The organism is Streptosporangium sp. NBC_01639 (assembly GCF_045209755.1).
Lineage (GTDB): Bacteria > Actinomycetota > Actinomycetes > Streptosporangiales > Streptosporangiaceae > Streptosporangium.
Genome location: NZ_CP109272.1, coordinates 2,484,097 through 2,510,882 on the forward strand (window position 1 = coordinate 2,484,097; position 26,786 = coordinate 2,510,882).

The 26,786-nt window shown below is 68.6% G+C and carries 22 protein-coding genes; 10 read left to right on the forward strand and 12 right to left on the reverse strand.

Annotation, left to right across the window (positions count from 1 at the left end; translation table 11 throughout):
* The first annotated feature begins 205 nt into the window (after positions 1–205).
* Positions 206–2,584, forward strand: coding sequence for an ATP-binding protein (locus OHA77_RS11150; protein ID WP_406317885.1), 2,379 nt, complete (start codon positions 206–208; stop codon positions 2,582–2,584).
* 105 nt (positions 2,585–2,689) lie between these two features.
* Here OHA77_RS11150 and OHA77_RS11155 read toward each other — a convergent pair whose 3' ends face one another.
* Positions 2,690–3,250, reverse strand: coding sequence for an ATP-binding protein (locus OHA77_RS11155; protein ID WP_406317886.1), 561 nt, complete (start codon positions 3,248–3,250; stop codon positions 2,690–2,692).
* Positions 3,247–3,441 carry a DUF5999 family protein gene (locus OHA77_RS11160; RefSeq protein WP_326820693.1) on the reverse strand — a complete coding sequence of 65 codons (195 nt, stop codon included), beginning with the start codon at positions 3,439–3,441 and terminating at the stop codon, positions 3,247–3,249. The genes OHA77_RS11155 and OHA77_RS11160 overlap by 4 nt, the downstream gene beginning before the upstream one ends.
* 554 nt (positions 3,442–3,995) lie before the next feature.
* On the opposite strand from OHA77_RS11160, the gene OHA77_RS11165 reads away from it, so the two are divergent.
* Positions 3,996–5,441: a CHAP domain-containing protein gene (locus tag OHA77_RS11165; RefSeq protein WP_406317888.1), complete on the forward strand. Its 1,446-nt coding sequence runs from the start codon at positions 3,996–3,998 to the stop codon at positions 5,439–5,441.
* A gap of 1,629 nt (positions 5,442–7,070) precedes the next feature.
* Here OHA77_RS11165 and OHA77_RS11170 read toward each other — a convergent pair.
* The 3 genes from OHA77_RS11170 to OHA77_RS11180 all read right to left on the reverse strand — a co-directional run bounded on the left by OHA77_RS11170 (position 7,071) and on the right by OHA77_RS11180 (position 12,319).
* Positions 7,071–7,688 carry an SSI family serine proteinase inhibitor gene (locus OHA77_RS11170; RefSeq protein ID WP_406317889.1) on the reverse strand — a complete coding sequence of 206 codons (618 nt, stop codon included), beginning with the start codon at positions 7,686–7,688 and terminating at the stop codon, positions 7,071–7,073.
* Positions 7,689–8,017: 329 nt separating this feature from the next.
* Positions 8,018–10,255 (reverse strand): MMPL family transporter, encoded by a 2,238-nt coding sequence (locus tag OHA77_RS11175; RefSeq protein ID WP_406317890.1) that lies wholly within the window; start codon positions 10,253–10,255, stop codon positions 8,018–8,020.
* Between the two features lie 141 nt (positions 10,256–10,396).
* Positions 10,397–12,319: a protein kinase domain-containing protein gene (locus tag OHA77_RS11180; RefSeq protein ID WP_406317892.1), complete on the reverse strand. Its 1,923-nt coding sequence runs from the start codon at positions 12,317–12,319 to the stop codon at positions 10,397–10,399.
* Positions 12,320–12,640: 321 nt separating this feature from the next.
* On the opposite strand from OHA77_RS11180, the gene OHA77_RS11185 reads away from it, so the two are divergent.
* Together OHA77_RS11185 and OHA77_RS11190 are read left to right on the forward strand one after the other, a co-directional pair.
* Positions 12,641–13,447, forward strand: coding sequence for a HipA family kinase (locus tag OHA77_RS11185; protein WP_406317894.1), 807 nt, complete (start codon positions 12,641–12,643; stop codon positions 13,445–13,447).
* Entirely contained in the window at positions 13,444–13,821 is a 378-nt protein-coding gene (locus OHA77_RS11190) for a DUF3037 domain-containing protein (protein ID WP_406317895.1), read from the forward strand. The genes OHA77_RS11185 and OHA77_RS11190 overlap by 4 nt, the downstream gene beginning before the upstream one ends.
* A 4-nt stretch (positions 13,822–13,825) precedes the next feature.
* On the opposite strand, the gene OHA77_RS11195 is transcribed toward OHA77_RS11190, so the two are convergent.
* The 4 genes from OHA77_RS11195 to dxr form a co-directional block, all read right to left on the reverse strand.
* The gene (locus OHA77_RS11195; protein WP_406319812.1) at positions 13,826–14,668 is read right to left on the reverse strand and encodes a GNAT family N-acetyltransferase; all 843 of its coding nucleotides are present in this window, start codon (positions 14,666–14,668) and stop codon (positions 13,826–13,828) included.
* A gap of 66 nt (positions 14,669–14,734) precedes the next feature.
* Positions 14,735–16,330 carry an alpha/beta hydrolase gene (locus tag OHA77_RS11200; RefSeq protein WP_406317897.1) on the reverse strand — a complete coding sequence of 532 codons (1,596 nt, stop codon included), beginning with the start codon at positions 16,328–16,330 and terminating at the stop codon, positions 14,735–14,737.
* A gap of 346 nt (positions 16,331–16,676) precedes the next feature.
* The gene (gene ispG / locus OHA77_RS11205) at positions 16,677–17,843 is read right to left on the reverse strand and encodes a flavodoxin-dependent (E)-4-hydroxy-3-methylbut-2-enyl-diphosphate synthase (protein WP_406317899.1); all 1,167 of its coding nucleotides are present in this window, start codon (positions 17,841–17,843) and stop codon (positions 16,677–16,679) included.
* 35 nt (positions 17,844–17,878) lie between these two features.
* Positions 17,879–19,063, reverse strand: a complete 1,185-nt coding sequence (dxr, locus tag OHA77_RS11210; RefSeq protein ID WP_406317900.1) for a 1-deoxy-D-xylulose-5-phosphate reductoisomerase — start codon at positions 19,061–19,063, stop codon at positions 17,879–17,881.
* Between the two features lie 184 nt (positions 19,064–19,247).
* Between dxr and OHA77_RS11215 the strand changes: the two genes are divergently transcribed.
* The 4 genes from OHA77_RS11215 to OHA77_RS11230 all read left to right on the forward strand — a co-directional run bounded on the left by OHA77_RS11215 (position 19,248) and on the right by OHA77_RS11230 (position 22,357).
* The gene (locus tag OHA77_RS11215) at positions 19,248–20,279 is read left to right on the forward strand and encodes a trypsin-like serine peptidase (protein ID WP_406317902.1); all 1,032 of its coding nucleotides are present in this window, start codon (positions 19,248–19,250) and stop codon (positions 20,277–20,279) included.
* A gap of 52 nt (positions 20,280–20,331) precedes the next feature.
* The gene (locus OHA77_RS11220) at positions 20,332–21,321 is read left to right on the forward strand and encodes a trypsin-like serine peptidase (protein WP_406317903.1); all 990 of its coding nucleotides are present in this window, start codon (positions 20,332–20,334) and stop codon (positions 21,319–21,321) included.
* A 32-nt stretch (positions 21,322–21,353) separates the two neighbouring features.
* Positions 21,354–21,668, forward strand: a complete 315-nt coding sequence (locus OHA77_RS11225) for a hypothetical protein (RefSeq protein WP_406317905.1) — start codon at positions 21,354–21,356, stop codon at positions 21,666–21,668.
* 443 nt (positions 21,669–22,111) lie between these two features.
* Positions 22,112–22,357 carry an HAD-IA family hydrolase gene (locus OHA77_RS11230; RefSeq protein ID WP_406317907.1) on the forward strand — a complete coding sequence of 82 codons (246 nt, stop codon included), beginning with the start codon at positions 22,112–22,114 and terminating at the stop codon, positions 22,355–22,357.
* A gap of 310 nt (positions 22,358–22,667) precedes the next feature.
* Here OHA77_RS11230 and OHA77_RS11235 read toward each other — a convergent pair whose 3' ends face one another.
* Both OHA77_RS11235 and OHA77_RS11240 read right to left on the reverse strand, forming a co-directional pair.
* Complete coding sequence (locus tag OHA77_RS11235; RefSeq protein WP_406317908.1) at positions 22,668–23,150, reverse strand: ATP-binding protein; 483 nt, start codon at positions 23,148–23,150, stop codon at positions 22,668–22,670.
* Positions 23,147–23,449, reverse strand: a complete 303-nt coding sequence (locus OHA77_RS11240; RefSeq protein ID WP_406317910.1) for a hypothetical protein — start codon at positions 23,447–23,449, stop codon at positions 23,147–23,149. Before OHA77_RS11240 ends, OHA77_RS11235 begins: the two co-directional genes overlap by 4 nt.
* Before the next feature lie 129 nt (positions 23,450–23,578).
* Between OHA77_RS11240 and OHA77_RS11245 the strand changes: the two genes are divergently transcribed.
* On the forward strand, positions 23,579–24,436 hold the full coding sequence (locus tag OHA77_RS11245; protein ID WP_406317912.1) for a helix-turn-helix domain-containing protein: 858 nt from the start codon (positions 23,579–23,581) through the stop codon (positions 24,434–24,436).
* A 94-nt stretch (positions 24,437–24,530) separates the two neighbouring features.
* The gene (locus OHA77_RS11250; RefSeq protein ID WP_406317913.1) at positions 24,531–24,674 is read left to right on the forward strand and encodes a DUF397 domain-containing protein; all 144 of its coding nucleotides are present in this window, start codon (positions 24,531–24,533) and stop codon (positions 24,672–24,674) included.
* A gap of 526 nt (positions 24,675–25,200) precedes the next feature.
* Here OHA77_RS11250 and OHA77_RS11255 read toward each other — a convergent pair.
* A complete protein-coding gene (locus OHA77_RS11255; RefSeq protein ID WP_406317915.1) occupies positions 25,201–26,628 on the reverse strand; it encodes an aldehyde dehydrogenase family protein in 1,428 nt (475 codons plus the stop codon).
* Positions 26,629–26,786: the final 158 nt, after the last annotated feature.

Consider the following 26,786-nt stretch of genomic DNA (forward strand, 5'->3'; position numbering starts at 1 on the left):
GCCCGCAGTGGCGCCGACCGTCCCGTCGGCGGTCGCGGTCTTCCGCGCCGCCGTCCCCGGCGGCTTCACGGCCAGGCGAGCGGCGGGGAACGGCGTTCAGCGCGGCACGGCGAGCGGAGCATAAAGGGCCTACACATAATGTGGATGTTGTCGGCCCGATTTCAGTGCATGGTGACCCACTGATCTGAGCCGGCGCGAGGCGCTGATGGACACGGAAGAATCGACTGGCCCGAAGCGCAGGCAGGCCGTGGTCCTGCCCGCCGAGGTGACCAGTTTCGTAGGGCGTCGGCACGAGGTGGCCGAGGCCAGACGGCTGCTGTGCGATGCGCGTCTGGTGACCCTCACCGGCGTCGGCGGAGTCGGCAAGACCAGGCTCGCCCTGCGGGTCGCCGCCGAGGTGGGCAGGAGTTTCCGGGACGGCGTGTGGCTGGTCGAACTCTCCAGGCTCAGCGGTCCGGAACTCCTCGTCCAGGCGGTGACCGAGGCCATGAAGATCCAGGTCCACTCCTCCCGGCCTCCCATGGAGATACTCACCGATCATCTGCGGGACAAGCAGGCGCTGCTGATCCTGGACAACTGCGAACACCTGTTACCGGACTGCGCCGTGATGGCCGAAACATTGACACGCTCCACGTCCGTCGTGCGGATCATCGCCACCAGCCGCCAGCCGCTGGGCGTCGCCGGCGAGCAGACGATGGCCGTGCCGACACTCTCGGTGTCGGCCCCCGGCATCTTGCGCCCCTCCGTCACATCACTCGCGCAGCGCGACGCGATCCGGCTGTTCGTCGAACGGGCGAGGGCCGTCCTACCAGATTTCGCCCTCACCGAGGAGAACCGGGACACCGTGGAGGGGATCTGCCGCCGGCTGGACGGCATTCCCCTCGCGATCGAACTGGCGGCCGTCCGGCTGCGGGCGCTCTCCGCCGAGCAGTTGCTGGCCAGGTTGGACGACCGGTTCCGGCTGCTCACCTCGGGACCACGGACGGCGCTGCCCCGCCAGCAGACCCTGCGCGCGCTGATCGACTGGAGCCATGACCTCTGCACCGAACAGGAGCAACTGCTGTGGGCACGGGTGTCGGTGTTCGCCGACGGCCTGGATCTGGAAGCCGCCGAGGAGGTCTGCTCCGGGGAGGGGATCGACCGTGAGGAGGTCGCCGACCTGGTGATCGGGCTGGTGGACAAGTCCATCCTGGTGAGGGACGACCGCCCGTCCGATCACTCGGTGGTCCGGTACCGGCTGCTGGAGACGGTCCGGCAGTACGGCCGGGAGCGGCTGGTGGCACGCGGGCAGGAGGCCGCACTGCGACGGCGGCACCGCGACTACTATCGCAAGCTCGCGGCCGAGGCGTACGCGCAGCGGTTCGGCCCGTCCCAGGTTGCCTGGTTCAACCGGCTACGGCTTGAGCACGCCAACCTGCGCGGCGCCCTGGAGTGCTGTTTCACCGAACCGAAGGACGTCGCGGCCGGCCTGGAGATGACCGCCGACCTGCTCTATCACTGGATCACGAGCTACTACCTCGCCGAGGGACGCGGCTGGCTGGACAAGGGACTCCTCGCCTACACCGAGCCGGGCGAGATACGGGCCCGCGCGCTGTGGGCCGGCAGCTGGCTGGCCGTCATCCAGGCCGACGTCGCCTCCGCCACGGTCATGCTGCAGGAGGCCCGGATGCTCGGAGAGCGGCTGGGACAGCGGACGATCGTCGCCTACGCCGCGCTCTACTCGGGGATGGTCGCCATGTATCGGGGGGACGTCGAATCCGCGATTCCGCTCTACGAGGAGGCCGTGGCCCTGCACCGCGCCGCCGGTGACCCGATGGGCCTGGCGCTGGGACTCATCCGGCTCTCCCTGGCCCATTCCTTCCGCGGCGACTCTCCGCTCGCCGTCGCAACCGGGGAGGAGTGCCTCGCCCTGTGCGCCGCTCATGGGGAGAACTGGCACCGGGCGTACATGATGATGGCGCTCGGCATCGAGATCTGGCGGCAGGGCGACGCCCGGCGCGCGGTCGAACTCGAGAAGGAGAGCTTGAGGTTCAACCGCTCGATCGACGATCTGCTGGGCGTGGGGATCAATCTGGAGGTGCTGGCCTGGATCGCCGCCGCGCAGAACCGGTACCAGCGGGCGGCGAAGCTGCTGGGAATCCTGGACGCCGTCTGGCGGACGATCAAAGCACCGCTGTCCGGGTACGGGCATCTGATCGGCTACCACGACGAATGCGAGTCCCGTACCCGTAGAGCCCTCGGGGAGCAGGCGTTCGACACGGCCGTCAGGCAGGGCGCCGAGATCCCCTACCCGGAGGCGCTCTCCTTCGCCCTCGAAGAGAGGGTGGACACGGCGGGGACCCCCTCCGAGGAGAGCGGAGAGCCGTCGCCGCTGACCCGCAGGGAGACGGAGATAGCCCGGCTCGTCGCCCAAGGTCTGAGCAACAAGGACATCGCGGCTGCGCTGGTGATCTCCCAGCGCACCGCCGAAGGACATATCGAGCACATCCTGAACAAGCTCGGCTTCCACTCGCGCGCCCAGGTCGCCGTCTGGATCGGCGAGCAGACCCAGGCGGGAAACGGCGAGCACCTGCCCGGCCGCTGACAACAGGTCACATGCCACCGAGGGGGACGCCGGAGCCGGCACCTGTGGTGACCCTGCCGCCTCCGGCGCCCCGGCCGAAGGGAGAGGAAAGGGGAGAAAGGCCCTTCAGCCTTTGAAAATGGCATGTGTGGGCAGCTCGAACCAGACGGCCTTGCCCATGGGCGTCCAGGCGCTTCCCCAGCAGCAGGACAGCAGTTCGAGCAGGTGCAGTCCGCGTCCTCCCTCGTCGTCCTCGTGGGCCCGGCCCGGCCGGGGGAGGGCCGGGTTGCCGTCCTCGACCTCACAGCGGAGCAGGCCGTCCTCGAAGAAGAGGGCGAGCCGGATTGTCCCTCGCGCGTGGCGCAGGGCGTTGGTGACCAGTTCGCTGGCGAGGAGCTCGGCGACCTCGGTCTGCCCGTCCAGTCCGCGGGCGGCCAGCCAGTCGCGGACCAGATGACGGGCCCGGGGCACGGAGCACGGTTCGGGCGGGAGCGTCCAGGGCGCCTCCTGGCCGCTCGGCTCTCCGAGAGTGCGGCCGACCTCGACGCGGAGATGGCCGGAGTCGATCCCGAGCCGGTGCCGGAGGTGGGCGCAACCACACGCGCAGGCGACGACCGCCGGACCGGCCGGGCCGTTCTTCTGTGATGGCACGCTCGCCTGGCCGGTGGGAGCGCTGCAGGGAGTCACGCCGCCTGCCCACAGGGCTGGCAGTGGACCGGGATGCTGCGCCCGTCGGGCATGAGCCCGCCGGTGTCCTCGAAGACCACCACCCCGTTGCAGAGCAGCCCCCAGCCCTGCTCCGGGTGGAAGGCCACCAGCGCGGCGGCCTCGTGATCGGACGCGCTCGTGGGCGGACACGGAGGTTGGTGCTGACACATGGCTCGTACCTTCGATTCCTTGCCGACTACGGTGGAGCCTTACCGTCTCCAACAGGATCTCTCACCGAAGATTTGGACATAACGGGAGAAATACCCACATCCGTACCTACTTCTTTGAGCGGATCCCTTGGGGAAGGAGAACGGCAGGGCACGTACCCCTGGCCCCCTCGTGACTTCGCCACCCCGGGACACGGCACGGGTAACCCTGGAGCATCTGCCGTCAACGCGATCCGAAGATTTTTTGGCCGGCGAGCCGAAGGTGCAAAAATCCTAGAAACGCCTCTGACGTCGGCACTTGTCGCCCAAACAGCGTTACGTCCGCTTGATGTGCGCTTTATCATGTCTTGACCTTGGACCGGGTCCGGGTAGCCTCCCTGGTCACGGAAGACAACCGGTCAATGGTGCCGCCACACACGCCACGCCCGCCCCCCGGGAACGGTCCGCGTGCACGCGCCATCGCTCAACCCGTCTCCCGGTAGCCGGGTTGCGAGGGCGGCGCGACCATGCCTGCACGGCTGCCGGGGGTCCCCTCGAAGCTATCTATGACACCTGAGATGCAGAAGTTCATCGAGCTGCTGGAGAACGAGCTCGGATACTCCGAGAAGAGCGGCGGTTACACCAAGTTCGGCCACTGGTACGGCGACAACGTCGAGTTCGACGCCGACTACACCGCGGCACCCTGGTGTGACATGTACCTGTCGTGGGCGGCCGACAAGCTCGGCTACCAGGACTGGGTAGGGCAGTTCGCCTATACCGTTCATCACGCCATGTGGTTCAAGGAGCAGGACGCCTGGGGCACCACTCCCAAGCCCGGCGCCATCGTCTTCTTCGACTGGAGCGGTACAAAGAAGATCGACAACATCGACCACGTGGGGATCGTCACCAAGGTGACGGGCAGGACGATCCACACGATCGAGGGGAACATCGACGGAGGCGTCGCCAAGCGCAAAGAACGCGACACCGGCAAGGTCGTCGGCTACGGATATCCGGAGAAGATCAAGGCCCGGATGGACAGGGAGGCGTCCCAGAAGCAGACGATCGTCACCCCCGCCGACGCGCAGACGGGCAACTCTGTTGCGTTGACCTCGGGGCCGAACCTGCTCGCGATGGTCCCCGCACCCGATCTCGCGACCGGGAACGACACCTCCCAGAGCCGCCCCGATCAGGTCAAGGCCGGTTCCAAGCCCGCCAAACCCGCCAAACCCGCCACCGAGCGCAGCACTCCCTCCCCCAAGGACGGGAAGAGCACCCCGGCAAGCGCCCCGGAGGCCGGCCGGTCCACTGTTCCCCCTCAGACGGCAGCCGGTCGTGGTACCACCGGCGGCAAGCACGCCAAGCCCGCCGCCGCGGACACGAACGCACTCGCGGCGGCCCCCATGGCTCTCCGTGACGACCTCCCCTCGCACGTCCCCCAGTTCGGCACTCCCGCCGTACTGGCCCCGGTCCTGCTCGCCGCAGTCGCGATCATCGCCCATACCAGGGTCCGGCAGTCGAAGGTACGGCTCGCGTTCGCCGAAGGGGGCACCGTCCCCGCCCGGCCGTCCCGCCGGGCTCCCGGCCGCCGGGCTTCCGGGCACCGGGTCCCCGGCCGTCGCCGGATCACCAAGGGCGTTCCCGCCCGCCCCACGGCGAAGATCGTTTCTGAGAGAACGTTCCCGGCGGCCACGGTGCCCGAGTCGTTTTCGATCACCATGACCTCGCTCCCCCGCGTCGAGGAGATCGGCTGGACCGACTCCCCCCGGCCAGGGGGGACCGTCCCGGCCCCACGTCGCCACGACGGCCCTCACGCCCCCTACCAGGGCAGACGCCGTCTCCGGGAACGTCCGGCCGTCGAGACTTCCACTTTCGTCCCGGACGCTCCCCTACGCGGCCGGCGCCACCGCCGGGTCGACCCCGTGGTCAGCACGACGATCCCGGCCATGCCGCTCGCCGTCGAACCCGCCGACGTCCTGGTCCACCGTGGCTATCAGGGGAGGCGCCGGGCGAAGGTGCCGGTCTGACCGGACAGGGCGATGGCCCGGAAGAGGACGCCTCTCAGCGCCGGTCAGGCGGGCGCCGCCGCACGATGCGGCACGATCACTCCGGTTCCGCCTCAAGCTCGGCGGTCCGGGTGTTCGTTCCCAAGCCGGGATTCCGCTGCGGTGTCCCGCAGGCCGGTCGCGGACGGACACCCGGGTGTTCCCGGGCGTGCGGGCGGCGGCAGAACGGCCGCCGGCAACGACGACTGTCGTGCCCGGTGTGACCGGACACGACAGTCGCGCCTTCTCCGTTCTCCTCAGCTCACGGCGCGAGCCCGGTGAGACACACTCCGGGAGACTGATAGGTCCAGGAGGAGGCCAGGGATGACCAGGCGGTCACGGAGGACCCGAAGGACGCGGGCATGCACGTCCAGCAGGTCACACAGCCCCCGGCACTTGAGGTGGGATTGCCGAGATACACCTGCCCGGCAGGCCCCACGGGGCTGGCAGGACCTCTGGGACCGGCAGGACCTCTGGGACCGGCAAGACCTCTGGGACCGGCAAGACCTCTGGGACCGGCAAGACCGATAGGGCCTTCCGGACCGGGGGGATTGGCAGAATCTGTGGGCCCGGGCGGATCAGGGGGTCCGGACAGAGGCCCACCGACGGGACCGACGGGACCGGTAGGTCCGGTCGGTCCGGTGGCACCTGTAGGTCCGGAAGGCCCGGAAGGACCTTCCGGACCTGTGGGGCCGGTGGCACCCGTAGGCCCGGCAGGACCCACAGGACCGGAGGGACCCACAGGACCGGCAGGCCCGGCAAGACCAGCGGGACCGGCGGCACCTTCAGGCCCCGCAGGACCAACGGGACCTGCGGCACCTTCAGGCCCCGCAGGACCCACAGGACCAGCGGGGCCGGCGGGACCGATGGCACTGTCTATACCCGAGATGCCCACGCCGCACGGAAGACCAGGTCGGCCGTCCAGACCGTCCCTGCCGTCTCTGCCGTTTCTACCGTCCCTGCCGTTTCTGCCGTCGCAGCCACGGTGCCCGTGCCAGCACCCGCAGTGCCTTCTGCAGCACCCGCAGTGCCTTCTCCGGCATCCGCAGTGACCGCCCCCACAGCGGGCCTTCTTCACTACGACGTGCGCAGCGGGGGCGGGGGCGCGGACCGGGATGGGGATACCGTCATTGGCGGCGGACGGGGATGCGGCCACTTCCATCTGCCCGGTGTCCGCATTGACCGGCATTGGATTCGACGAGACGAGGAGGGCGCCGGTCATGGCCGCTACGGCCACGGCTCCGACACGCCTTCCAAAGGAAGTACTTAATGTCAATTTATTTATCTGATGGAGCACTTAACTTCCCCTGACGTTCTTAATGGCAGGAAATTTCTATCGATCACGCCGCACGACGGCGATTAATCAGAAAATACCTTCAGAGCGCAGGAGATCCCTCGTTGACATAGTTCAGAAGAAGCAAATAAATGCCATGGACATAAAACCTTCGCCACCTCTTCATGCACTTCACCTCTCATGTCATGATTTGGCTGCAAATAACGTCGCGCATATACACGGCATGAAATCCAAGCGGCAGCCCGGATCCGCAGGAACCCCCACCCCGGACGCGCGTTCGGGCAAGGCAAATCACCCGAACGCGCGTAAAACATGTCCTAGAACCAGAAGACCGGACCGGTCGCCCTGCGCATCATGCAGGGATTGCTGTAGGTCTGCTCGAACCGGACGTAGCGGCCGTTCCAGACGCCGGTCGCGGTCGCTCTGACGGGGTCGTACACCCTCGAGCAGAACACCCCCGACGGATACGAAACCATGGCGGGATTCCCGTGCGCCGGAACCAGCACAGCGCACGCCTCACGCCTGCGGGGGTGCGTTCCTCCCGGTGGGCTGCATCTGAGCCGGGCATACTCCGGCCTGGACCTTGGATCCCTTGTCTTGACAACGGTCAGCGTGAGCTCCTCGTGCTGCGTCGTCGGATACGGCCACGGCGGGATGGGGTAGCCGGGGTAGGGCCACTGCGGAGTCGGCGTGGGCCGCGGCGGCAAATAGTTGGGATAGCCGGGCTGCGGCGGGACCGGTGTAGGCCGGGGAGGCGGGTAGCCGGGATAGCCACCCGGCGGAGGGGGATAGCCCGGCTCTCCCGGCTGGGGCGGCGGCGGAAGAGGCTGGGCGATGGGCTGGTCGGCTTCGGACGGCGAGGGCTGGGCGGCTGCGGTGGCCGTACCTCCGAGAAGGAAGAGCCCCGCGGTGGTCAGACACAAGAGACGTCGCATGAAATCCCCAATGAGTTGTTTTGTGTAAATAGCCGGAAAGGGAGACTTCCGACCACTCGGGGGGATGATCTGCGCCCTGAACTCTGAACTCTGAAGACGTTATATCAACTTATGACGGCAGGTCTCACGGCGACTCGCTATGGAACGCCATCAATACGTCATTTGTATCCATAGGCATGGTGAACCGACAGTCTTCAATGGACTAGCCATTGAGCGTCATATCCGACAGTTCTTTCAGGTGGGAGCGCACGCGGGGCGGTGCCTCCCGGCGGACACCCGGACAGGCGACGCGAACCATCGGCCCCGCGCTAGGCGGCTCCGGTCGGCGGTCAGCCGTGGACGGCTCCGGCGAGTTCCCGAGGAGCCTCGCCGGTGAAGGTCTCCTCCTCGCTCCCCTCGATGGAGAGATCGGGCAGGATCCGTTCCAGCCAGCCGGGACACCACCAGTTGAACCTGCCGAGCAGGACCATGGTCGCGGGGACCAGGAAGCCGCGGATGATGGTGGCGTCCACCGCCACCGCCACGGCCAGGCCGACACCGAAGATCTTGACCATGGGATCGGGATAGGCGATGAAGGCCACGAAGACGGCGACCATGATCAGGGCGGCGGAGGTGATGACCCGGCCGGTCGTGCCCAGCCCCTCGGCCACCGCCCTGCGGTTGTCGCCGTGCTTCAGGTATGCCTGCCGTACCGCGGTGAGCAGGAAGACCTCGTAGTCCATCGACAGGCCGAACAGCACCGCGAACAGCATCAGCGGGATGTAGCCGTCGATCGGCACCGTGAAGAACAGCGTGGCCAGGTAGGAGTCGTCCATGCTCACCGGCGGGTCCATGCCGACCAGGCCGCTGCCCAGGCCGAGGGAGAAGACGATCGAGAGCGCCCCGAACGCGGCTCCGAGAGAGACCAGGTTCATCAGCGCGGCCTTGATCGCCACCACCGGCGAACGGAACGCCAGGAGCAGCAGCGCGGCGCTGAGCAGCACCACCACACCGACCACCAGGGGGGTGCGGCCGGCGATTCTGTCGCTCGCGTCGGCCATGGCCGCCACCTCCCCGCCCACGTGTACCCGCGCTCCCCCGACCTGGATCCCGCGCACGGCCTCGACCACCTCGAGCGCCCGCGGGTCACTGGGCGCGTACTCGGAGACCGCCTGGACCAGTACGGCGGTGCCGTCGTCGTTCAGCAGGGGATCGCCCACATGGGCCATCCCCTTGACCGCGCCGACCTCTTCCTTCAGCTCCCGGAGCACGGCGGGCGCGGGCACCCGGTCGACGACCCGCTCCTGGAGGGAGGCGACCACGATCAGCGGTCCGTTGATCCCCGGCCCGAAACCGGCCTGCATGAGCTCGTAGGAGCGGCGGGCCGCGGTGCCCTTGTCACCGTAACCGTCGTCGAGCGGGCCGAGTCTGAGCGCGAGGGCGGGCGCGGTCAGCGCGGCGAGGACGACAACGCTGAGCGCGAGCACGCTCCAGGGACGCCTGGCGACCCAGGCGCCCAGCGCGCCCCAGCCGGAAAGGCCCTCCACGGCCGTGCGACGGCCCATGAAGGGCAGGCGCAGCGCGTTGACCCGGTGTCCGAGCAGGCCGAGCAGGGCGGGGACCAGCGTGATCGAGGTGAGCACCGCGCAGACGACCGAGATGCCGGTGATCCAGCCGAGCGTCTGCAGCAGTGGGAAGCCGGCGAGCATCAGCGCGCTGAGCGCGATGATGACCGTCCCGCCGGCGAACACCACGGCCCCGCCCGAGCTCGCTGCCGTCCGGCGTACCGCCTCGGGCACCAGCAGGCCCTCGGCCAGCAGCTTGCGATGCCTGCTGAGCAGGAAGAGGGCGTAGTCGATGCCGACTCCGAGGCCGATCATCGTCGCCATGATGGAGGCCTGCTTGGGGACGTCCACCAGGTGTCCGAGCAGGCTGATCACTCCCAGCCCGGTCGCGATGCTGATCAGCGCCGTGAAGACGGGAATGGCCGCAGCGACCAGCGTGCCGAACGCGAACAGCAGCACCAGCAGCGCGCAGAGCACACCGATGACCTCGCTGGTGCCGGTCTTGATCTCCTTGTCCGCCGGGGTGGAGGCGTCGGCGGGTACGGCTTCCACGCCCAGCGCGCGTACCGGCTGGGCCGCTTCGGAGATGCGCCGGGTGGTCTCGGCCAGCCTGCTGTTGTCGTGTCCCTCAAGCTTGACCGTGAGGAGGCCGATCTGCAGGCTGGGCGCCAGGCCGCCGACCCGGTAGGGGGTGAGGACCTCCGCCACGTGCGGAATCCCGCGGATCTCGTCCATCGCCCGGCGCACCGCGCGCATCCGGTCCTGCGAGGTGAGGGGACCGTCCGCGGAGTAGAGCACGACCTGGACCGTGCCTCCCGCCCCGTAACCGGGACCGAAGCCCTCGCGCATCAGATCGTGGGCCTGCTGGGCATCCGAGCCGGGTATGGACACGTTGTTGCTCACCGGGCCGGCGAACACGATCGATCCGGCGGTCAACAGCACCGCCGCGGCCACCCAGAACGCCAGCACGATCCTGCCGTGCCTCGCGCACCAGCCTCCCAACTGCCCCAGCAAGCCAGACATCGGTGACCGCCCTATTAAAAAGATGAAATACCGTGAAACGCCGCCTTATTCGTGCGTACAGAACGTACACGGCTCCCGGCTCGGGCCCACCACGGAGTCGGCCTCTACCGGCTCTCCGGTCCACACGCGCCGGGTGGCCTCTCAGCCTTGCTCTCCGGCCGACCCTGGCACCTCCGAGCTCATGGGATCGGTGGGAGTGCTCGTCTCCCCAGGGCCAGGACCAGAGCCGGGATCGGGGTCGGGGTCGGGGCCGGGACCGGTCTGCCCCTCGACGCCGACCGTGATCACGACCACGGCGTCCGGCCGGGCACACGGGCCGGACGCCCCGCTCTGCGCCAGCACCACGCCGGCCTGGGAGGGATCGCCGACAAGCCGGGGGCGCACCCGTACGGCGAAGCCCGCCTCGCTCAGCGCGCTCCGTGCGTCCGCCTCCTTCCGGCCGACGACCGAGGGCACCTCGGCCCCGCGTTTGGACACGGCGAGCGTCACCGCACTGCCTGAGGAGACGTGCTCTCCCGCGGCGGGCGTACTGGTGAGTACCCGCCCCGCGGGCTCCGCCGAGCAGCGCGTGGTGACCTCGCCCAGAACCAGTCCCGCCTGGACGAGAGCGGCCTCGGCCTGCTTCCGGCCGAGGCCGGCCAACGCGGGCACCGGCACTCCCGCCGAGACCTCCAGGTTGACCTTGGCGCCCTTGACGACCATGGCCCCCGCCGCCGGCACGGTGCTGAGCACCTGCCCGACCCGGCGGTCGGAGTCGGCCCGCGTGACAGTCCCGGTGACCAGTCCCGCCTGTTTGATCAGGCGCGACGCCTCCGCGCGATCCAGCCCGGCGAGCACCGGCACCGCGACTGGTACCGGCACCGGAGGCGGCACGGAGGCGGAGACCGGAGGGGGCGAAGGGGCCGTGGTACCGGCCCTCGACGCGGGCGGGGCAGGGCGGGTGGCCCTGGCCTGCTGCGGGGTGAGTTCGGCCGGCGTACCGGACACCCCCGTCGATCTCCGAGGCTCACTCCGCCCCGCCGGGTCGCCGCTCCCGCTCAGGGCCGGGACCAGCACACCCACCAGCACGGCCGCGCTCACCAGCAGCGCTCCCGACACCGCCACCGACGCCCTGGTGGCCGCCCGTCCCGGACGGGTCTGCGGCTCGGCGAGCCCGCCGCGGGGCCGCCGGCCCGGTGCCGCTGTCAGGGCCGGCACCGGCGGGAATCCGGACGACACCGGTCCCCGGGCCGACGGGGGTTTCGCCGGCGCCGGCCGTGCGTCGTCACCGAGCAGGAAGAGCAGGAGTTCGCGACTGGTGGGGCGGTTTCGGGGGTCCTTCTCCAGGCAGTCGGCGACCAGTCCGCCGAGCTGCCCGTCGAGGTGGCCGAGCTCCGGAGGCGCGCTGAGGATGCGATGGAACACGGCGGCGACCGAGTCCTGGCCGAACGGGGCGTGGGCGTTGGCCGCGAAGCAGACGGTGGCGCCCCAGGCGAAGACATCGGCCGCCGGACTGATCTCGGCCCCCTCCACCTGCTCGGGCGCCATGTAGGCGGGTGTGCCCGCGCCGCGCCCGCTCTGCGTGGCTCCCGCCTCCAGCGCCCTGGCCAGCCCGAAGTCGATGACCCTCGGCCCGTCGGGGCCCAGCAGCACATTCTGCGGCTTGAAGTCGCGATGCACGATCCCGGCACGATGAATGGCCGCGAGCGCGGTGGCCGTACCGATGGCCAGACGCTCCAGCGCCCCTCCCCCACGGGGACCGGCGGCCACGACCTCCCGGTGGAGGGAGGGACCGTCGATGTATTCGCTGACGATGTAGGGGCGGTCACCGGCCAGCCCCGCATCGACCACCTGGGCGGTGCAGAACCGGGCCACCTGCTTGGCCAGCTCGACCTCGCGCAGGAAGACCGCCTCGTCCTCTCCGAGCGGACCGTGCAACAGCTTGATCGCGTAAGGCTCCGAGCCGGTCTCGGGGTGCACCCCGAGATAGACCACGCCTTGGCCGCCCTCTCCCAGCCGGCCGACGATCGCGTACTCGCCGAGTTTTTCGAGGTCCCCTGTCCTGAGCGGTTGGGCATGCGGCACGCGACCCTCCCCTCCCCACCACTCTTCCCACTCAAGAAGAGGTATTCCCGGCAGTCAACCGTGGTGAAGCGCTTGAGGTCCGCACCGTGACACTCATGTAATGCTCAGGTCAGGAGAAACGATGGACATCACCCCAATAGTGCGGCTTCATTCCGCGCGCTGGAGCTCAGCTTCCGTCCACGCCCATCTCGGTGCGGGCCGGATCCGTGAGCTGGAGCGATCCTGCGATGATCTTCCCGGGGTCGTCCGGCCGAGCGGCGGGCCGGTCCGGCGGGTGATGGTGCGCGCCGTCAGGGACGGGACGACCGGTAACCTGGCGGGGTGCTGGAACAGATCACGGCGACTCGCTACGTGACGCCTCTGCGTGAGGGCGGGTCGCTCCCCGGGGTGGTCGAGGCCGATGACCTCGGCACCTATGTCGTGAAGTTCCGCGGCGCCGGGCAGGGTCGCCGGGTGCTCGTCGCGGAGATCATCTGTGCCGAGCTGGCCAGGCGGCTCGGCTTCCGCACCCCCGAGCTGAAAGTGATCGACGTCGATCCGCAGATCGGTGCGCGGGAGCCGGACGAGGAGATCCAGGACCTGCTCAAGGCCAGCGAGGGCCACAACCTGGCGGTCGACTTCCTGCCCGGCGCACTCGGCTTCGAGCCGCTCGTCTGGCCCCCGGAGCCCGGTTACGCCTCCCGGCTGCTCTGGTTCGACGCTCTGGTCCACAACGTGGACCGGAGCTGGCGCAACCCGAACCTGCTCGTCTGGCACGGTGAGACCTGGCTGATCGACCACGGTGCCGCCCTCTGGTTCCACCACAACTGGCCCACCGCCGATCCGCAACGCGGCTTCGACGCGCGCGACCACGTGCTGGCTCCCTTCGCCACCCGGATGGCGGAGACCGACGCCGAACTCAGTGAAAAGATCACCCGGGATCTCCTCGACGGGGTGGTGGACGTGGTCCCCGACGAGTGGCTGGAGGACGAGCCCGGGTTCGACGGGGCGCAGGCCGTACGGCAGGCGTATGTCGAGCATCTGCTGGCCCGCGCGCAGGGGCCCCGCGGATGGCTGCCCGGACCGTCGGGTTCCGCCACGCAGAAGAAGACCGGCTCGGTGGGCGCGTTCTGGAAGGACAGCCGGTGAGAGACGTCTACGAGTACGCCGTGATCCGGGTGGTCCCCCGCGTGGAGCGGGGCGAGCTGATCAACGCCGGAGTGGTGCTCTACTGCCAGCCGCGCGACTACCTGTGTGCTCGGGTGGAGCTGGACGAGGCGCGGTTGCGCGCGCTCGACCCCCATGCGGACCTCGACGGCGTACGGCACGCACTCGGCGCGTACCAGCGTTCCTGCACCACCGACGCGGGGCCGCTGACCGAGGAGCCCCTCGGTGGCCGGTTCCGCTGGCTGACCGCTCCGCGCAGCACGATCGTGCAGACCGGCCCGGTCCACGCTGGTCTCACCGCCGACCCCGAAGCCGAGCTTGAGCGCCTGGTGACCTGCCTGGTCCGCAGCCTCTGAGCGTCTAGAAGAGCACCGACATGAAGGTGCCGACCTCGGTGAACCCGGCTCTGCGGTAGACCGCCCGGGCGGGGGCGTTGTAGTCGTTGACGTAGAGCGAGACCACGGGCGCGAAACAGTCGAGCGCGTGCTTGACCACCGAGGCCATCCCCGCCACCGCGTGACCCCGGCCACGCAGGTCGGGATGGACCCAGACGCCCTGGATCTGGCAGGCCAGCGGCGTGACGGCACCGATCTCGGCCTTGAAGACGACCCTGCCGTGCTCGATCCGCGCGTAGGACCGGCCGATCCGGATCAGCTCGGCCACCCGGGACCGGTAAAGGGCGCCGCCGTCCCCCGCCTCCGGGGAGATCCCCACCTCCTCGGTGAACATCGCCACGCAGGCCGGGAGCAGGATCTCGAACTCCTCCGGCCGCACCCGCCGGACCAGCGGGTCGGCCGGGACGGGGGACGGTGTGGCGACCGCCATCACCGGCTGTGCCCGGCGGATCGCACGGGCCGCACCCCAGTGGGGCTCCAGCCGCTCCCACAGCGGCGCCACGGCGTCCGCGGGGCCGACGATCGAAGAACAGCGACGGCCCTGCCTGCGGGCGCGGTCGGCGAAGGCGTGCACGGCGTCGGCACCGGCGTTCACCGGGACCAGGTTGGCCCCGGCATAGCAGAGAGAGGTCAGACCGCCGCGTGGCCCGAATCCCCACATCTGACCACCGAGCCTGGCCGGATTGAGCCCGACGGCACGGACTCTGGAGGCGACGAAGACATTGGCGACGGGATCGGCGTCCAGAAGCGCCAGCACCTCGTCACGATCGTTGTCATCGAGCACGCGCGACGCTGTTGTGCGCAGCATCACGCGCTCAGCCTACGCGACCCCTGCGATTTTGGCAGGAACCAACATAGAGCCAGTCATCTCCACCTACCCAGCCGGCTGCTCCGCCGCCGCCGCCCGCTGCGCGGATCCGACCTCCGGCGTCCCCGCGCAGCGGGCATCCGGAGTGGCGGCGCTACGCCGAGCCGGGCCGGGCAGGGTGCCGTCCCTGAGGTAAGCCTGCAGGTGGCGGTCCACACAGCGGTTCCCGCCGAACGAGACCCCGTGGTTGCCGCCGGGCACGGTCACCAGCCGGGATTCGCCGAACAGCTTGCGGACGTGCAGAGCCCCCGAGTAGGGCGTGGCAGGGTCGCGCTCGGCCTGGATGAGCATGATCGGCGGCAGCTCCGGATGGTCCTGGATCTTCACCGGCGTGCCTCCCCGCTCGGGCCAGAACGCACAGGGTGCGTTGTACCAGGCATTCGGCCAGGTGAGAAAGGGGGCCTTGGCGTACAGCCTGGTCATGTCGGTCCGCCACCGGGACCAGTCCCGGGGCCAGGCGGCGTCGCTGCACTGCACGGCCAGGTAGACGGCGTACGCGTTCTCCGCCTTGGCGTCGTTCTCCGCGTGCCGGCGGTAGGCGGCGAGCATCGGCTCCGTGTCGTCCTTCTTGACGTAGGCGGAGAACGCCCTGGCGAGCTGCGGCCAGATCATGTCGGAGTAGCCGCCGGCGGTGTAGATGTCGTCGAGCTCACTCGGGCCGACCACCCCGCCGGCTGGACGGGTGCGCAGCCGATCCCGCATGGCGTACCACGCGAAGGAGACCGACTTGCCGGTCGCGCCCAGCTTGTAGACGTCATTGTGGCGGGCCGTCCACTTCAGGAATTCCTGGTGCCGCCGGTCGAAGGAGACGTCCTGAACGAGGTTGGAGTCGTACCAGACACCGCGGGGATCCACCACGCTGTCCAGGATGAGCCGCTTGACCCTGCTGGGGAAGAGCGTCGCGTAGACCTCGCCGAGGTAACTCCCATAGGAGTAACCCAGGAAGCTGATTTTGGACTCGCCGAGCGCCGCTCGGATCGCGTCCATGTCCCTGGCGGAGTTCTCGCTGGTCATGTGGGGCAACAGCCACTTCCACCGCTGCCCGCACGCCGTGGCGTACTGCTGGGCCCTGCCGATCAGCGCGGTCTCCTCCCGCGCGTTGCCGGGCACATGGTCGGGGAGCGGCGGAGCGTAGTATTTCGCCGGGTCCACGCATCGGAGCGCGGGCTCGCTGCTTCCCACCCCCCGCGGGTCGAAGCCGACCACGTCGAATCGCTCCGCCAGGCCGGCGGGAAGCTGGGCGGCGACGTATTTGGCCAGGCTGCGGCCGGATGCCCCAGGGCCTCCGGGGTTGACCAGCAGCACGCCGAGATGGTCGCCGCCCCGGGCGGCCTTTCCCCTGATCCGGTTCAGAGCCAGGCTGATGGTCTGGGAGGAGTCACCGTAGTCGAGGGGAACCCTCAGGTTCGCGCACTCCACCTCACCCGCCTTGGCCTCGGCCGGAGCGGCCAGCACGCCGTCGAGCAGGCCGGTCTTGGGCGCACCGCCGCAGGGGCCCCAGAGCAGCTCACTCCGCTCCTGCTGCGCCACAGCTCCCTGTGGATCCCCCATGGTGACGGCCAGCACTGCGATGACCGCGACAACCCCGACAACCCTTTTCACAGACGTTCCCTCCCGGTAAGGCCGAGGCGATGATCTCCCAGGTGAGGGCGCGGCCACAGGGAACACGGCCGGATTCTTAACAATATGTATGCGAGTGATTACCACATGCGACCAATGGCGCCAAGGACATCCCGCTGGGCTACGCCGAGCCCACCCCGCGTGCGGAGCCGCTCCGCACAGAACAGGACCGCCCGGCGCACACCGCGACGGTGCGCCGGACGGTCCTGGTGGATCGGAGCTCAGGGCCTGCCCTGCCGATCCTTTCGCCTACCGCGGTCGTTCAGACGGCCGCCAGTGGCCTCGCGCCGAACGTCGACCGGGAAATTCTCGGCTCGGAGACGCCCTACTAGCCGACGACGACCTCGGGACCCGAGTCGTCCCCGTCGAGATCGACGTCCACGCCCATCTCCTCGGCGAGACGCAGAGCCTCCTCGATGAGGGTCTCCACGATCTGGGACTCCGGGACGGTCTTGATGACCTCTCCCTTGACGAAGATCTGGCCCTTGCCGTTGCCGGAGGCCACTCCGAGGTCGGCCTCGCGGGCCTCACCGGGACCGTTGACGACGCAGCCCATCACCGCGACACGCAGCGGGACCTTCAGCCCCTCAAGGCCGGCCTGGACCTGCTCCGCCAGGGTGTAGACGTCGACCTGGGCGCGACCGCAGGAGGGACAGGAGACGATCTCCAGGCCGCGCTCGCGCAGGTTCAGCGACTCCAGGATCTGGTTGCCGACCTTGACCTCCTCCACCGGAGGGGCCGACAGCGACACGCGGATGGTGTCGCCGATGCCCTCGGCCAGCAGCGCGCCGAACGCGACCGCCGACTTGATCGTGCCCTGGAACGCCGGACCCGCCTCGGTGACCCCCAGGTGCAGGGGGTATTCGCACTGGGCGGCCAGCAGGCGGTATGCCTGGATCATCACGACCGGGTCGTTGTGCTTGACCGAGATCTTGATGTCGCGGAAGCCGTGCTCCTCGAACAGCGAGCACTCCCACAGCGCCGACTCCACCAGCGCCTCGGGGGTGGCCTTGCCGTACTTCTGCAGCAACCGGGGGTCGAGCGAACCGGCGTTGACGCCGATCCGGATCGGCACCCCGTGGTCCGCGGCGGCCCGGGCGATCTCGCCGACCTTGTCATCGAACTTCTTGATGTTGCCCGGATTGACCCGGACCGCCGCGCAGCCCGCTTCGATCGCGGCGAAGACGTACTTCGGCTGGAAGTGGATGTCGGCGATGACCGGGATCTGCGACTTCTTCGCGATGATCGGCAGCGCCTCGGCGTCGTCCTGGGAGGGCACGGCCACCCGGACGATCTGACAGCCCGATGCGGTCAGCGCGGCGATCTGCTGGAGCGTGGCGTTGACGTCAGCGGTGACCGTGGTGGTCATCGACTGCACCGAGACGGGGGCGTCTCCACCCACCGGGACGGAGCCGACCATGATCTGACGGGATTTGCGTCGCTCGGCGATCGGCCTGGTCCTTACGGAAGGGATACCGAGAGCAACAGAAGTCATTTTCAGCCCTTGAAGAGTCGACGACATTACCCAGTCTAGGCAGTCCCGGTGAGCTCCCGAGACCTTGCCCGCGCCCATTCGTCGGCATCGAGCACTTCTGCTACGGAATCTGCTTTGGTAACGATGTGCTCGGAGACAACTCGGGCCACCGTGTCGACGATGCCGAGGAAGGGCAACCGCCCGGCCAGGAAGGCGTCGACGCAGACCTCGTTGGCCGCGTTGTAGACGGCGGGGGCGGTGCCTCCCGCCGAGCCGACCTGACGGGCCAGCGCGACGGAGGGGAACGCCTCGTCGTCGAGCGGTTCGAACGTCCAGGCATGGGCCTCCGTCCAGTCGACGGTGGGGGCGGCATCGGCGACCCGTTCCGGCCACCCGAGGGCCAGCGCGATCGGCAGCCTCATGTCCGGCGGGCTGGCCTGGGCGATGACCGAGCCGTCCACGAACTCGACCATGGAGTGGACCACCGACTGCGGATGGACCACGACGGTGATCCTGTCGAAGCCGATGTCGAAGAGCAGATGGGCCTCGATGACCTCCAGGCCCTTGTTCACCAGAGTGGCCGAATTCACTGTGATGACCGGTCCCATCGACCAGGTGGGGTGGGCCAGGGCCTGCTCGGGGGTCACGTTCTCGAGCTTCGCGCGCGACCTGCCGCGGAAGGGGCCGCCGCTGGCGGTGACGATGAGCCTCCGTACGGCCGACGCGTCGGGGCCGGAGGGTCCGGCGGCCCACAGGCACTGGGCCAGCGCGGCGTGCTCGGAGTCGACCGGTATCAGCTGTCCCGGCTTGGCGAGACGCTTCACCAGCGGCCCACCGATGATCAGCGACTCCTTGTTGGCGAGGGCGAGCACCCTGCCCGCATCGAGCGCGGCCAGCGTCGAGGTCAGCCCCAGCGCGCCGGTGATGCCGTTGAGCACCGTGTCAGCCGGCCAGGCGGCCGCCTCCGCGACCCCCTCCGGCCCGGCGAGGACCTCGACGCTCACCCTGTGTGCGGCCAGGGCCTCCCGCAGCGCCGGCACGGCCGAGGGGTCGGCGACGGCCACCGCGTCGGGCCGGAACTCGGCCGCCTGGCGGGCCAGCAGGTCGACCCTGCCGCCCCCGGCGGCGAGCGCCGCCACCCGGAACCGGCCGGGGTTGCGGGCGATGACATCGAGGGACTGGGTCCCGATGGAGCCGGTCGAGCCGAGCAGGACGACGGAGCGAGTGGTGTCTGGCTGCACCGTCCCATTCTCCCGGCTCCCGGCTCCCTGTCGAATCGGTATCGACAGCAGTGAAGGATGAAACACACGATAAAAGGCGTTACTTACGCCGGAATTTCGCTATATCAATAGTGGTAAATGTTGAGAAATATAGTTATCCGGCGCACTAGCTTCCCGACTCAGCATCAGGTCTTGGGAGGTACAAATGCGCCGTACGGCACGCCTGGTTCCCCTACTCGCTCTCGTCGTGGGCGGCACCCTGCTCCCCCCGGGGGTCGCGCACGCCACCGCCGTGGTGTCGGCCGCCCCCCAGCCCGTCGACAGGAAGGCCGCCGACACCGGAACCGAGCAACGCACCGTCCAGCGCTACTGGACGGAGGCGAAGATGGAGGCGGCCCAGCCACTCGACGCCCTCGCCCCCAGGAAGGACGGCGTCCGGCTCACCGCGGCGGCGATCGCAGCGCAGGCGGCCGCCGACCCCGTCTCGGTCCCCGCGACCCCGCCCGACGGCGTCACCGTCACGACCACGCGGCGCTCGGTGACCGCCCGCGCCTCCACCGGGTCGCCATGGAAGGGCAAGGGGGTGATCTCCACAACCGTCGGACGGGTCTTCTTCACCTACCAGGGCCGTAACGCCTCCTGCTCGGGCAACGCGGTGACCAGCGACAACAAGAGCACTGTGATCACCGCGGGGCACTGCGTGAGGATGGGCGGCGCCTTCCACGGCAACTGGGTCTTCGTTCCGGGCTACGACAACGGCGACCGGCCGTACGGCACCTGGGTGGCGACCACGCTCTACACCACCCCGCAGTGGAACAACAGCGAGGACGTCAACTACGACGTGGCCGCGGCCGTGGTGGCCCCGTTGAACGGCCGGTCGCTGACCGACGTGGTCGGCGGCCAGGGCGTCGCCTTCAACCAGGCCAGGCGGCAGCAGATGCACTCCTTCGGATATCCGGCCGCCGCCCCCTACGACGGATCGAAACTGGTCTACTGTGCGGGCCGGGCGTTCGACGACTTCCTGATGTCCCGTGACATCGGCCTGAACTGCGCCATGACCGGCGGGTCGAGCGGCGGCCCCTGGTTCACCGGCTTCGACGAGAGCACCGGGGCGGGCACGCTGAACTCGGTGAACAGCTTCAAGTACGGATTCGCCACCGGCTGGATGTTCGGCCCCTATTTCGGAACCGACGCGCAGGCCGTCTACGAGGCCGCGCAGGCCACCGGCACCTCCTGATTTTGACCGAAAGTAGTTATAGCGACACAACGGGTAGTGCAAAATCGGTCCCATGACCTTGACCCTCCCCCTGTTCGCGAGTGCCGTGCTCGTCGCCGGTCTGATGGGCGTCTCCCCCGCCACCGCGACGACCACGGAGCACGGGCGTGCCGCCCGCCCGCTCCAACCGGCCGCGGAGGCCGTCCCGGAACGGGGTGACATCGTCGAGCACGTGGTCGCCGGCGGCGTGGCGGGCCGGAACGGCGTGCTCGATTACTGGACCCCTCGCCGGATGGCGGCCGCCGCCCCGATCGACCTGCTCGGGGCGGCGGCCAAGGTGCTCGGCGCACCGGGCACGCCCGTCCACCAGCGGAGCCCCCGCATCGGCGGAGCGCGCTGGGGAGCGGGTGGCTCGGTGACCCGCACCACCGGCCGGGTCTTCCTCACCGTCGGCGGGCTCGACTTCGTGTGCTCGGCCAGCTCGGTGAAAAGCGCCAACAAGGACCTCGTGGTGACCGCCGGCCACTGCGTCAAGGACGGCACCGGTGCCTGGGCCGACAACTGGACCTTCGTGCCCGGTTACGACGCGGGGCGCCAGCCCTACGGGCAGTTCACCGCCCGCCGCATGTTCGTCACGGGCCCGTGGTCACGCAGCGCCGACGACAGCTACGACGTCGGCATGGTGGCGCTCAACCCCGGGGCCGGTAAACATGTGGAGGACGTCGTCGGAGGTCAGGACATCGCCTTCGGCGGCGCCCGGGGCCGCCCGGCGCACACCTTCGGCTTCCCCGCCGAGTCGCCCTACGACGGTGAGCACCTGGTCTACTGCGCCGGCCCGGTCCGCGCCGACCCCCATGACCAGACCGGCGACCAGGGCATGCACTGCGACATGACCGCCGGATCCAGCGGCGGTCCCTGGCTGAGCAGCTTCGACACCCCCACCGGACGCGGCACGATCACCTCGGTGAGCAGCTTCAAATACAGCGACGACCGGAGCACCATGTACGGCCCCTACTTCGGCACCACGGTCAAGGAGCTCTACACCACCGCCGAACGGTCGTGACCACGATGAGTGCCCAGACCTACACTCGGATAATGAGCGAGAATGCCCGTGAGGTGTCGATGAGCGAGTTCGGCGACCGTCTCGGCGACATCATCGGCCGGGCCTCGATGCTCGGAGAAGTCCTCTATCTCACAGTGGACGGCGTGCGCATCGCGAAGATCGTGCCTCATGAGGACGCCTGGTTCCGGAGCCCCACATGGCAGGCCCGAGAGCGCGAAGCCGAGGAGAACCGTGCGGCGGGAAACCACCAGACCTTCGATTCAGCCGACGAGTTCATGGCTCACCTCGAAGAGCTTCATCACCGAGCAGACGGCGGCGGCTTGATCACAACCGGTCGAAGGAATTGAGCCGTCCTTCGACCTGTTGTGATCAAGGCCCTTACTCCCTGGCTCGGCAGCGGACGCGTACAACAGTGGCCCGTCTGGGTATGTGGGCCGTTCGCGCTGCGGTGGGTGGGTGTTCCGGCCGGCCGTCGCAGTCACCGTCTCGTTTTTCAGGCCTCCGGCCTGACGGGCGCGGTGGTTACGCTTTTTTATAAGCCGGCCGGAACACCCACCCACCTCCGCGCCAGACTGCCTCGCCGTACGGCGTGCAGGCCGTAGCCGCTCCCTTCCGGACCGCCCAGCGATCTCGCGGACGCTGAAGCAATCCGCGCAGGGGCCGTGCAGAGTCGCCCGCCGCAGCTGACGCGTTCCTCTCCGACCAGTGCAGGGCCGAACGCCGTACCTATCCGAGCATCACCAGAGGCAGGAGCGGCTGGGACATTCGCCCGGTCTTTCGCGACCATGGTGTGGACCATCTCGTCACCGCCTACCTTCTCTCCTACGAACAGGGGATTCAGAAGCCCGACTCCGTGCTTTTCCAGACCGCCTGCGACCGGCTCGACCTGGCCCCCGACGACGTGCTCATGGTGGGCGACAACCCCGCCGCCGACGGCGGGGCCGCGGCACTGGGCTGCAAGGTTCACCTGGTCGATCATCTGCCGGTGGATCGGCGCCCGGCCGCGCTGGCCGCCGTCCTCGCATTGCTCGACTGAGCTCGGGCTTCAACCTGCCGGTGCCCCGCCGCACGCCTTCCGACCGGCAGAAGCGGGTTGGAGGGCGAGACAACGGCAACCGGCCCTGAAGTGGTGGGAAAGAGAGGCTTCAGCGGCCGCGACCGGCCTTGAACGGCCCCGGCGCGGATTGCTTCAGCGGCAGAGGGTCCGCTGAGCGGCCTGGGAGTGAGCGGCTACGGTCCGCGCGCCGTACGGCCAGTGAGCCGTCGTCCGCCGGGAAGGGAGAGGTCATGCCGCTTGTACGACGGATGCTTCCCGGGCGAATGGTTCGGTGGCCTTCAGCTGATCTTCAAAAAGGTTGCCCTGAGATGCCGCTGGGGAGATGGAACCAGACGACGGTGCTCGACTGGTCGTGATGGGCACCCCAGGCGGTGGCGATGAGGTCGACCAGCAACGGACCGCGCCCGCCGTCACTGTCGTGGTCGCTGGCTCGAACGAAGGGGATACTTCCAGCCGAGCCATCGTCTATGACCTCGATGTGCAGGCGACCGTTGCCCGCAGCCAAGCAGACTGTCACCGACCCGCTGGGGCTGTGGCTGGAGTCAGAGTGGACGACAGCGTTGGTAACGACTTCGCTGAGCAGCAACATCACGTCATCGAGGACTGCCTCGGCGACTTTTCCGGCCAGCAGGTGCCGGACCCACTGACGTGCTACGGGTGCCGAGTACGGGGTGGCAGGGAAGTCAGCGTGGCCGAGCAGGCGCAGAGTGGTCCAGCGGGTGGAGGTGACCCGGTGGCGTTCGTAGCGGCAGGTGACCAGGGGCAGGTTCATGTGATCACCACCGCCGAGACGATGATGTCGGCGACATTGTCAGCCTCGGCGCAGACCCACTGACCAGGTCGCCACAGCCGAGCCCACCAGGGCCGCCAGATGAAGACCCAGCCGTAGGCCCTGCGAATGACGGTGATGCGCACCCGTGCCCGGCCCGCCGATAGCACCTCTAGCACCGGCGGCCCTGTGGTGGAAAGAACGAGGGAGGTGCACATCCCCAGCTCTTTGAGACTCCCGCTCAGCCGTACCAGGCGAACGCACTGCTCCTGCGGATCGCCTCCACGTATCAGTATCGACATCACTCCTCCAGATTCGTGGTCGTTCGATTACAATCCGTGGAAGCTACCTCAGATCACTTTCTTTTGGTAGCTACCTTTGGCAACTTCCAAAGATAAATCTCGACGTTCAGGGCGGAAGAAGGTGCGGCCATGGCTGCCGATACGAGTCCCACGGTGCGCAGGCGTCGCCTGGCGTCGGAGTTGCGGCGACTGCGAATCGAACACGGGTTGTCCATGCAGGAGGTGGCCGACCGCATGGACCTCACGGCGGCCTCCGTCAGCCGCATCGAGACCGGCCGTAGGGGCATCCGGCCGCGGGACCTTCGAGCCTTCCTGGATATGTACGAGGTCCCCGAGGCCGACCGGGAGGCATTGCTGGCGCTATCCAAGGAGGCACGGCAACGAGGATGGTGGCAGAACTACGGAGACGTCCTACCGGGTGAGTACGCAACCCTCATCGGCCTGGAAGCCGAGGCGACATCCATCAGGACCTACCAGCAGACATTGGTTCCCGGGCTGCTACAGACCGCTGAGTACGCCCAAACAGTCATCGCAGCCTCGCGCCCTGGTGACGCTCCGGAAGAGGTGGAACGCAGGGTCGCCGTACGGATGGAGCGCCAAAAACGGCTCACGGAAGGAGACTGTTTGGAGCTTTCCGTCATCCTCGGCGAAGGAGTGGTGCATCAACACGTCGGAACGGCTCAGATCACAACCGACCAACTCCAACATCTCACCGAAATAAGCCGGCGCCCCAACATCATGGTGCAGATACTCCCCTACCGCGCTGGGGCGCACCCGGCGATGACCGGGTCGTTCACCCTCGTGGGGTTCCCTGCTCCGAGCGACATGGACGTCATCTATTTGGAGAACATGTCCAGCGGCTTGTATCTGGAAGACGCCACGAACATTCGACGGTACATATCCGTTTTTGACTACCTCAGAGCAGCGGCCCTCAGTCCAGCAGACACCACAGCTATGCTGATGGGCGCGCTGAAGAATCTGGCGTGAACTTCCATCGGAAGGGCGCGGGATGTCCACCCCGATAGATCTGACAGACGCCGTTTGGCACAAGAGTTCACGCAGCGGAGGCAACGGGGACTGCGTGGAAGTCGCCGCGCTTCCCTATGGCCGTGTGGGCGTCCGCGACAGCAAAGACAAGACCGGACTAGTCCTGATCTTCGCCTTAGAGAGCTGGCGGGCTTTTATCAGTGGCGTCAAGAACGGTGATTTCGACATCCAGTCGTAGGTGATCGTCCTGTTCCGAGCAGGCAGGACGCTCAAATTTGGGTTCCCCGAAGCAACAGGCGGCGCTCAGCCCTGCACTGGTCGGAGAGGAACGCGTCAGCTACGGCGGGCACCTCTGCACGGCCCCTGCGCGGATTGCTTCAGCGTCCGCGAGATCGCTGGGCGGCTCGGAAGGGAGCGACTACGGTCCGCACGCCGTACGGCGAGACAGCCTGGCGCGGAGGTGGGTGGGTGTTCCGGCCGGCTTATAAAAAAGCGTAACCACCGCGCCCGTCAGGCCGGAGGCCTGAAAAACGAGACGGTGACTGCGACGGCCGGCCGGAACACCCACCCACCGCAGCGCGCACGGCGAAAATCGAAACACCCACAGCGCGCACCGCGAAACCCGGAACATCCACCCACCGCAGCGCGCACAGCGACAAGCCCGCTCCACCAAGGACAAGTCCCAGACGGGTACACCGCATGAAACGCGCCGCAAAAGACACAGCCCGCGCCCCGGGGTGACGGGGCGCAGGCTGTACGTGAGGTCAGAGGGACAGCCCGGTGAGGACCATGACCTTCTCGTAGGTGAAGTCCGCCATGGCCGAGCGGACGCCCTCGCGGCCGACGCCCGAGGCCTTGACGCCGCCGTACGGCATCTGGTCGGCGCGGTAGGACGGGACATCCCCGATGATCACGCCGCCGACCTCAAGCTCCCGGTTGGCGCGGAAGGCGATGTCCAGGTTGCGGGTGAACACTCCGGCCTGCAGGCCGTACGCGGAGTCGTTGACCGCGGCGAAGGCCTCGTCGACCCCGGGCACGGACTGGACGATCATCACGGGTCCGAAGACCTCCTCGCGGGAGACCTTGGCGTCGTGCGGCACGTCGGCCAGGACGGTCGGCGCGACGGTGGCGCCGTCGCGGGTGCCGCCGGCCAGCAGCCGGGCACCGGCCGCGACGGCCTCCTTGATCCACTGCTCGACGCGCTCGGCGGCCTCGACCGAGACGAGCGGCCCGACCTGGGTGCGGTCGTCGGTGGGGTCTCCGGTGACGAGTGCCTCGACGGCGGGGACCAGCCTGGCCACGAAGTCCTCGCGCACCGACTCCTCGACGATCACTCGCTGGACGGCGATGCAGCTCTGCCCGGCCTGGTAGTTGGAGAACAGTGCCACCCGGGAGGCGGCCCAGTCGAGGTCGGCGTCGGCGAGCACGACGGCGGCGGCGTTGCCGCCGAGCTCAAGGGTGACGTGCTTGCGCGGCACCTGGTCCATGATCGCGTAACCGACCGGTCCGGAGCCCGTGAAGGAGACGACCGGCAGGCGCGGGTCGTCGACCAGGGTGGCGGCACGGTCGTTGGGCACCGGGAGCACGGAGAACATGCCCTCGGGCAGCGCGGTCTCGGCCAGGATCTCGCCCAGTACCAGGGAGGAGATCGGCGTCGCCGGAGCCGGCTTGACGATGATCGGGGCGCCCACCGCGATGGCCGGGGCGACCTTGTGGGCCACCAGGTTGAGCGGGAAGTTGAACGGTGTGATCGCCAGGACCGGGCCGTGCGGGACACGCGAGACATAGGCGAGACGGCCGGCGGAGCCCGCCTCGGTGTCCAGGCGCACGGTTTCACCGCCGAGACGGCGGGTCTCCTCGGCGGCGAACCGGAAGGTGGAGATCGCACGGTTGACCTCACCACGCGCCCAGAAGATCGGCTTGCCGTTCTCCTCCATGATCAGGCGGGCGATCTCCTCGGCCCGCTCGGCCAGGCGGCGCGAGACGTGGGCGAGAGCATCGGCCCGCACGTGCACGGGGAGGGCCGCGGCCTGCCTCTGTACGGCCGTCGCCGCGGCGACGGCCTCTTCGACCTGGTCGGCGGTGGGCACGGAGCAGACGCCGACGACACGGCCGTCATGCGAGTTGGTCACGGTAAGCTCGGCGTCCCCCGTGGCGGGGCGGCCGGCGAGCCAGAAGGGGCGCACGTCCATGGCTCCGACGGTATGCCACCGGCTCGGGGGCGGCTTTACTCCACTACGCACAAGACATCTACCCTGGTACGCCGTTACGCATAAAAATATTTCTTCTGCTTGCCTGTAACGAAAATGTGGTGCGTTAAGGATATTTCTTACATGTCAGCGGTTTGAGA